This window comes from Acidovorax sp. Root219 (genome assembly GCF_001428665.1).
GTDB lineage: Bacteria > Pseudomonadota > Gammaproteobacteria > Burkholderiales > Burkholderiaceae_C > Acidovorax.
Genome location: NZ_LMIJ01000038.1, coordinates 1 through 1,883, shown reverse-complemented (window position 1 = coordinate 1,883; position 1,883 = coordinate 1). Strand labels below are relative to the sequence as shown.

The 1,883-nt window shown below is 51.4% G+C and carries 2 rRNA genes; both read right to left on the bottom strand.

Annotated features, from left to right (window positions below):
* Positions 1 to 14 precede the first annotated feature (14 nt).
* A 5S ribosomal RNA gene (gene rrf, locus ASE28_RS27650) occupies positions 15 to 127 on the bottom strand.
* 150 nt (positions 128 to 277) lie between these two features.
* Positions 278 to 1,883: ribosomal RNA gene (locus tag ASE28_RS27645) — 23S ribosomal RNA — on the bottom strand; the annotation flags it as partial.

Here is a 1,883-nt window from a genome sequence, read left to right as displayed (position 1 = left end):
TTGGGGCTATAAGAGCCTGACGATGACCTACTTTCACACGGGAACCCGCACTATCATCGGCGCAAAGTCGTTTCACTGTCCTGTTCGGGATGGGAAGGAGTGGTACCAACTTGCTATGGTCATCAGGCATAACTTGGAGTCGACTTGCTCTTGGAGCAAGACAACGAATTCATAGAGTGGAATCAGATTTTATGTGTTTTGACTGCGTCAACTTGGCATAACAATCTTCGAAGCTTGCACACGTCCATGAAGGAGCGTACACGGCTATCAAAGTTATAGGGTCAAGCCTCACGAGCAATTAGTATCAGTTAGCTTAACGCATTACTGCGCTTCCACACCTGACCTATCAACGTCCTGGTCTTGAACGACTCTTCAGGGGGCTCAAGGCCCCGGCAGATCTCATCTTGAAACGAGTTTCCCGCTTAGATGCTTTCAGCGGTTATCTCTTCCACACTTAGCTACTCGGCAATGCCACTGGCGTGACAACCGATACACCAGAGGTGTGTCCACTCCGGTCCTCTCGTACTAGGAGCAGGCTTCCTCAAATCTGCAGCGCCCACGGAAGATAGGGACCAAACTGTCTCACGACGTTTTAAACCCAGCTCACGTACCTCTTTAAATGGCGAACAGCCATACCCTTGGGACCGGCTACAGCCCCAGGATGAGATGAGCCGACATCGAGGTGCCAAACACCGCCGTCGATATGAACTCTTGGGCGGTATCAGCCTGTTATCCCCAGAGTACCTTTTATCCGTTGAGCGATGGCCCTTCCATACAGAACCACCGGATCACTATGTCCTGCTTTCGCATCTGCTCGACTTGTCAGTCTCGCAGTTAAGCACGCTTATGCCATTGCACTATCGTCACGATGTCCGACCGTAACTAGCGTACCTTCGAACTCCTCCGTTACGCTTTGGGAGGAGACCGCCCCAGTCAAACTGCCTACCATGCACTGTCCCCGATCCAGATAATGGACCTAGGTTAGAACCTCAAACACACCAGGGTGGTATTTCAACGTTGGCTCCATGACATCTAGCGACATCACTTCAAAGCCTCCCACCTATCCTACACAGATCTGTTCAAAGTCCAATACAAAGCTACAGTAAAGGTTCATGGGGTCTTTCCGTCTTTCCGCGGGGAGATTGCATCATCACAAACATTTCAACTTCGCTGAGTCTCAGGAGGAGACAGTGTGGCCATCGTTACGCCATTCGTGCAGGTCGGAACTTACCCGACAAGGAATTTCGCTACCTTAGGACCGTTATAGTTACGGCCGCCGTTTACTGGGACTTCAATCAAGAGCTTGCACCCCATCATTTAATCTTCCAGCACCGGGCAGGCGTCACACCCTATACGTCCACTTTCGTGTTTGCAGAGTGCTGTGTTTTTATTAAACAGTCGCAGCCACCGATTTTTTGCAACCCCGTTGGGCTCCCTCTGTTCGAGTTCACCTACTTGGGGCATACCTTCTCCCGAAGTTACGGTATCAATTTGCCGAGTTCCTTCTCCTGAGTTCTCTCAAGCGCCTTAGAATACTCATCTCGCGCACCAGTGTCGGTTTGCGGTACGGTCGTGTGTAGCTGAAGCTTAGTGGCTTTTCCTGGAAGCAGGGTATCACTCACTTCGTCTGCAAGCAGACTCGTTATCACCCCTCATCTAAGCCCGGCGGATTTGCCTACCAGGCACGACTACAGGCTTGAACCAACATATCCAACAGTTGGCTGAGCTAACCTTCTCCGTCCCCACATCGCACTACACATCGGTACAGGAATATTGACCTGTTTCCCATCAGCTACGCATCTCTGCCTCGCCTTAGGGGCCGACTCACTCTACGCCGATGAACGTTGCGTAGAAAACCTTGCGCTTACGGCGAGGGGGCTTTT